Genomic DNA, 5527 nt, shown 5'->3' on the forward strand with positions numbered 1-5527 from the left:
CATGCATTTCGCGTCGCGGGCGCTGCCCGAATGGCCAAGGAGCCTGTGGCTGGTCGCTGAGCGCAAGACTTGCCACTCATCGAGAGCGAGGACCAGCCATGGGAATCCGGGGTGTCGCAATCTTCTCAGACGATCTTGCCGCCGACATCCGCAGCGAGTTTCGCGAGCTGCTCGGCGATGGGCTCACGCCGGCCGAGGCGACCGTCCGTCTCCAGGCCGAATACGCATCGTCGCTCGATGATCCCGACGAGATGCCCGTCTTCTGGTTGGCCTTGGCGTTGACCCAATGGAAGCTCGGCCGCGTGGAGGAGAGCGTGCGGCGGCAGGCGGTACGGATCATCGACGATGGGGCCGATCTCGCACGGTGGGACGACGCAACCCGACCAAGGCGCGCGGCGGTTCTCGCCAAGGCGCGCGCGGAGCTGATGTCCGAGCCTCCGCGGGCCAAGCGGGTTCCTCGAACCGTCCGCGAGGCGAATGCGTGGCAAGTCGGCGAGACGATCGGATTTCAGCTGTTGTCCGGCCGCTGGACGCTGCTGCGGGTGATCGGCCACCACGCGGATCGAGGCGGTCGCTTTGCGATCTGCGAACTGCTCGGCTGGGTTGGAGCGGAACTGCCATCTGGCGAACTCGCGCTAAGCGATCGGATCGCGAAGCTTGAGACCGTGCGGTCGAAGTCATCGGGAGGCGTCTCGCAGTTCCTCTTCCAAGAGCCAAGGGGGGCGAAGGAGAAGGCGCGGATCGTGCGTCTCGGTGCCTCGACGCCGCCGCAGCAGGAACCAGGGGGCTTCACCGTGCTGGCATGGCCGATCGTTGATCGGTCTTTCGAAGAGATCTTCGGCCTTCGTTGATCGGGCGCTGTCAGGCAGGTGCCCACGCCGGTTGTGCGCGCCGTTCGCGTTACCGATCTACGTGGCGACCGTCGCCGGTGAACCCAGACGGACCGGAAGGTTGGCCCACCGAACTCGGGGTCGCCTGATACGTCGGGGTGGAGCACCTTGAGGGCGTCCGGGCGAGGGAGGCGCGGATGCCGGGCCAAGTACACCTCGCCCATCCCGCCGGCACCGGTGAGTAAGTACCGCCCTGAGCTGGCGCCCCGCGATGGCGTTCTCGCCCGCGGCCTGGCCAAAGACCGCAACGGTCGTTACCCCACCGGCGCCGCCCCAGAACCGGCACAGTGCCCACCGACCCGGCGACGGTCGGCGTCACCATGACCACCGACCGTGATTTCGTCGCCAACGCCGACGGTTCGTTGATTCGGTTCGGCGAGAACCTGACGATCGCCGGCCGCTATCCGCAGTACACGCTGACCGGGCGCTTCGGCGGCGTCGAGGTCGAGCTGCACCTGACCAACACCGACAAGGTCACCTGGTTCGTCCACAGCCCGGTCTACAAGCACCTGAGCCTGCTCACCGAGTATCGCGGCCGGTTCCAGACCACATCCGGCGGCACGGATGTCGAAGGGCTGTGCGCCTTCGAATACGGGGCCTGCCCAAGCCCTTATCAGGTGCGTTCCACGCCGTTGCCACCGTCGTTGAAGGCCCCGCTGGATCGATTTTTCTACCAGATCGTCAATCTCGGTCCCGACGACCAGGTGCTGCTGAGCCAGCACTGCGTCGGCGGGCGGCCGTTCATCAGTACGGCTCTGCACCGCAGCCGCCACAGCTACGGCCGCAGTCTGGGCCGCACCGAGTTTCGAGTCGAGCAGTACCAGCCCGGGCCGGCGAAAAGATCAACGGTCGCGGTTACCAGGAGTACATCGACCGACGCGGCTAGCTATAGCTAGCCCACCATCGAGGGGCGATGGGTCGCTCAGTGGGCGAAGTGCCGGGCACCGGTGAGATACAGCGTGATTCCGGCGGCCTCAGCGGCGGCGGTCACCTCGTCGTCGCGCACCGAACCACCCGGATGCACAACGGCTTTCACCCCGGCCGCGGTGAGCACCTCTAGGCCGTCGGGGAACGGGAAAAACGCATCCGAGGCAGCCACTGCCCCGCGGACCCGATCGCCGCCGCGTTCGACGGCCAAGCGGGCGGCGTCGACCCGGTTCACCTGTCCCATACCGACACCGACCGTCACTCCGTCGGCGGCGACGACGATCGCGTTGGATTTGACCGCCCGGCAGGTGCGCCAGGCGAATGACAGATCGGCCAGGGTGGCCGCATCGGCCGCAGGTCCGGCGGCCAAGGTCCAGTTGGACGGATCGTCGCCGGGGGCGCCCAGTTCGTCGCGTTCCTGTATCAGCAGGCCACCCGCGATCTGGCGGATCTCCACTCCGCCGAGCGCCGGTTCGGACGCGACGAGCACGCGAATGTTCTTCTTGCGAGCCAGAATCCGCACCGCACCCTCTTCGTAGGCGGGCGCCACGATGACCTCGGTGAAAATCTCCGAAACCTGCTCGGCCATCTCGCAGGTGACCTCGGTGTTGGCCGCGATGACCCCGCCGAAGGCGCTCAGCGGGTCACAGGCGTGGGCTTTACGGTGCGCATCAGCCACCGACTCCGTGGAGACGGCGATCCCGCACGGGTTGGCGTGCTTGATGATTGCCACGCAGATCTGCTGGTGGTCGAACGCTGCGCGCCAAGCCGCGTCGGCGTCGGTGAAGTTGTTGTAGCTCATCTCTTTTCCATGCAGCTGCTCAGCCTGTGCCAAACCCGGCCAGCCGACATCGTCGCTGTAAAGGGCCGCCTGCTGATGCGGGTTCTCGCCGTAGCGCAGCACCGAGGTGCGCCGCCAGTTGCGTCCGAACCACACCGGCAGGCCAGCCGGTGCGTCCTGCTCCGGCGCCAGCGTCGACCCCATCCAGCCGGCCACCGCGATGTCGTACTCGGCGGTGTGCCGGAACGCCAGGGCCGCGAGTTTCTTGCGCTCGGCCAGGGTGAAACCACCGGCCCGGGCCGCGGCCAGCACCCCTTCGTAGCCAAGGGGCTCGACCACGACCGCGACACTGGCATGGTTTTTGGCCGCGGCACGCACCATCGAGGGTCCGCCGATGTCGATCTGCTCGACGCACTCGTCGGGCTCGGCGCCGGAGTCCACCGTCTCACTGAACGGGTAGAGGTTGACCACCACCAGATCAAACGGCTCGATCTTGAGCTTCTCGAGGGCCGCGAGGTGTTCGGGGTTACGGGTGTCGGCCAACAGGCCGGCGTGGATGTGCGGGTGAAGTGTTTTGACCCGGCCGTCGAGCACCTCCGGGAAACCGGTGACGAACTCGACGGGAGTCACCGGAATACCCTTGCTGGCAATGGTTTTCGCAGTGGAACCGGTGGAGACGATGTCGACTCCGAGTTCGTGCAGTCCCTGCGCCAGCGGAATCAGACCGCTCTTGTCGTAGACGCTGATCAGAGCGCGTCGGATGGGCTTACTACCGATCAGGGTCTGCGCCGTCATAGTTCCACCATTCCCAGGGTCGCCTTTCTGCCGCTCCAGGTCACGCCGCGCCGCGCCAGTGCGGCCAGCACATCTACCAACAGTCGCCGCTCGACGACTTTGATCCGTTCATGAAGGGTCTCCTCGGAGTCGCCGTCGCATACCTCGACGGCCTCCTGGGCGAGGATCGGCCCGGTATCCACCCCGGCGTCCACCAGATGGACCGTGCACCCGGTGATCCGGACCCCGTAGTCCAACGCGTCGGGGACGGCGTGGGCGCCTGGAAATGACGGCAGCAACGCCGGGTGGGTGTTGACCACCCGGCCCTGGTATCGGGCGAGGAATTGAGGGCCCAGGATTTTCATGAACCCCGCTGAGACGACCAGATCCGGGTCGTGGCGCGCGGTGGCAGCAGCCATCGCGGAATCCCACGCGGACCGGTCGGGGTAATCACCCAATCGCACGGTGAATGCCGGCAGGCCGGCCTCGGCGGCGATCGCCGCGGCGCGGCAGTCGCGATCGACACCGACGGCAACCACCCGAGCGGGATAGTCGTCCACCGCGGCGTCCAGCAGAGCCTGCAGCAAGGACCCGGTTCCGGAGGCCAGCACCAGCAGTCGGGCCGGCGCGCTGGGCGGCACGCGGATCACCTCAGGCGCCGTCACGCTGGGCGCCGGCCTCGATATCGGCATCGACGAACATCAGATCTTCGAGATCCTCGGCGTCCGGCGCCGGGGCCACCGGCGGCGGGGGTTCGGGTTCAGGCGCGGACTCAGGCCCGGACTCAGGCGCGGAGGGCTCATCGAGTGTGCGCTCAGGGCGGGAATTCGCAGGATTTTCCGCCACCACCGCACGCTCGACACCGGCTCTCGGGATGACAGGCACGCGGCTGACGCCGCCCGCCATCACCACCGTCAGGCCACCGACCACGAAGAACCAGAAGAACACCCCCGGCGCGAACGTCACTTGGTCGACACCGACATGACCGAAATTGCCCAGCGATCCGCCGGCCGCGAACGCAAGGAGTGCCAGTGTGACTGCGGCAATCGCCGAGGCGACGGCGAGTTTGGCCATCGCCCAGGGCAGTGGCAGCGGCCGTAGGGCACACTGCTGGCCGATCGCCACACCGGAGGCCGCGCCGATGATCAGCAGCGCTACCCAAACCGGGCCGAGCGGGGGCGTCGGGACTGCGGCGAGGATGGGCAGCGCCGGGATATCACCGCCGAACACCGTGAATGCGCTGAACGTCGCGAACCCGATGTGCGCGCTGGAGCCGACCGCCACCGCGACCGCCCCCAGGACCACATTGGGCAGATAGAGCACCGAGAGCAGGGTGAGGCTGAGGTAGCCGAACCACGAATCAGTAATTCCGTACAGGTCGTGCATGGTTCCCCAGTGCACGATCAGCGACCCGGCCACTACCGCGCAGGACAGGGCCAACAACGCCCCGGCGCCGTACATGGCCGGCCTGACCGCGTCGAGAGCCCAGCCCGGCAGATCAACGGCCGCCATCACCCGCGGTCGGACCGCCGGCCAGGCGCCGATGACCGCACCCAGACCGTGCACCACGGCCACCGACACGAATGCCCGCAGCGCATTAGGAGTCTGCAGTTCGGTGAGCACCGAGGCGGCGTCGTGGACCACGGCCAGCGCGACCGCAGCGACGAAAAGCGGGCCGCCGACCGCCGACGCGATGATCCACCGGATGACGAACCACGATCCCCGGGCCGGAATGACCTGCGCGGAGGACCGCGCTGTCGCCCACACCATCGCGGTCATGGGCACCAGTGGCAGCGCACCGAGTTGCTGCCCGCCTATCGAAATCGGCACCCCGTGGGCGGCCAGCCAAAGACTGGCCACCGCACCAAACGCGCCGGTGAGGTCGCTGTTGGCGACGACCAATTGGACGAGCGTGACCGCGGCAATAACCACGATCGCCAGCAGGGACGGACCGAAGCCGACCCGCACCAAGTCGCGGGGCGCCGCAGCACCGGGCGCTGCCGGGGCCGTGCCCGAAGTCCGTATCACCTGCGGCGTCGCGCGCACTTACGACGCGGCGTCAGGTCTGGCTGGAACCCGCCGCGGAACCCGATGACGGATCCGACGAAGGATTCGGGCCCGACGCCGGCTGCTGGCCGGACTGCTGAACCGGAGC

The 5527-nt window shown here is 67.7% G+C and carries 5 protein-coding genes and 1 pseudogene; 2 read left to right on the forward strand and 4 right to left on the reverse strand.

Annotated features, from left to right (window positions below; all coding sequences use genetic code 11):
• Positions 1 to 98: 98 nt before the first annotated feature.
• Positions 99 to 851: a hypothetical protein gene (locus ADBZ5N_RS17110; RefSeq protein ID WP_526259497.1), complete on the forward strand. Its 753-nt coding sequence runs from the start codon at positions 99 to 101 to the stop codon at positions 849 to 851.
• A gap of 110 nt (positions 852 to 961) precedes the next feature.
• Here ADBZ5N_RS17110 and ADBZ5N_RS17115 read toward each other — a convergent pair.
• Positions 962 to 1129: pseudogene (locus tag ADBZ5N_RS17115) on the reverse strand (hypothetical protein); the annotation flags it as partial.
• 48 nt (positions 1130 to 1177) lie between these two features.
• On the opposite strand from ADBZ5N_RS17115, the gene ADBZ5N_RS17120 reads away from it, so the two are divergent.
• Positions 1178 to 1786: a DUF6670 family protein gene (locus ADBZ5N_RS17120; protein ID WP_526259489.1), complete on the forward strand. Its 609-nt coding sequence runs from the start codon at positions 1178 to 1180 to the stop codon at positions 1784 to 1786.
• A gap of 26 nt (positions 1787 to 1812) precedes the next feature.
• On the opposite strand, the gene purH is transcribed toward ADBZ5N_RS17120, so the two are convergent.
• From purH to ADBZ5N_RS17135, 3 genes are read right to left on the reverse strand one after another with little or no spacing between them, the layout of a single operon-like run.
• A complete protein-coding gene (gene purH, locus ADBZ5N_RS17125) occupies positions 1813 to 3393 on the reverse strand; it encodes a bifunctional phosphoribosylaminoimidazolecarboxamide formyltransferase/IMP cyclohydrolase (RefSeq protein WP_526259491.1) in 1581 nt (526 codons plus the stop codon).
• Complete coding sequence (gene purN, locus ADBZ5N_RS17130; RefSeq protein WP_526259493.1) at positions 3390 to 4037, reverse strand: phosphoribosylglycinamide formyltransferase; 648 nt, start codon at positions 4035 to 4037, stop codon at positions 3390 to 3392. The genes purH and purN overlap by 4 nt, the downstream gene beginning before the upstream one ends.
• Positions 4024 to 5400 (reverse strand): cell division protein PerM, encoded by a 1377-nt coding sequence (locus ADBZ5N_RS17135; protein WP_526259495.1) that lies wholly within the window; start codon positions 5398 to 5400, stop codon positions 4024 to 4026. The genes purN and ADBZ5N_RS17135 overlap by 14 nt, the downstream gene beginning before the upstream one ends.
• Between the last annotated feature and the right edge of the window lie 127 nt (positions 5401 to 5527).

This window comes from Mycobacterium sp., from assembly GCF_044370595.1.
Lineage (GTDB): Bacteria > Actinomycetota > Actinomycetes > Mycobacteriales > Mycobacteriaceae > Mycobacterium.

Excerpts from the sequence above, each read along its gene's own strand:
- ADBZ5N_RS17110 (WP_526259497.1), top strand. The coding sequence starts at position 99 with ATGGGAATCCGGGGTGTCGCAATCTTCTCAGACGATCTTGCCGCCGAC.
- purH (WP_526259491.1), bottom strand. The coding sequence starts at position 3,393 with ATGACGGCGCAGACCCTGATCGGTAGTAAGCCCATCCGACGCGCTCTG.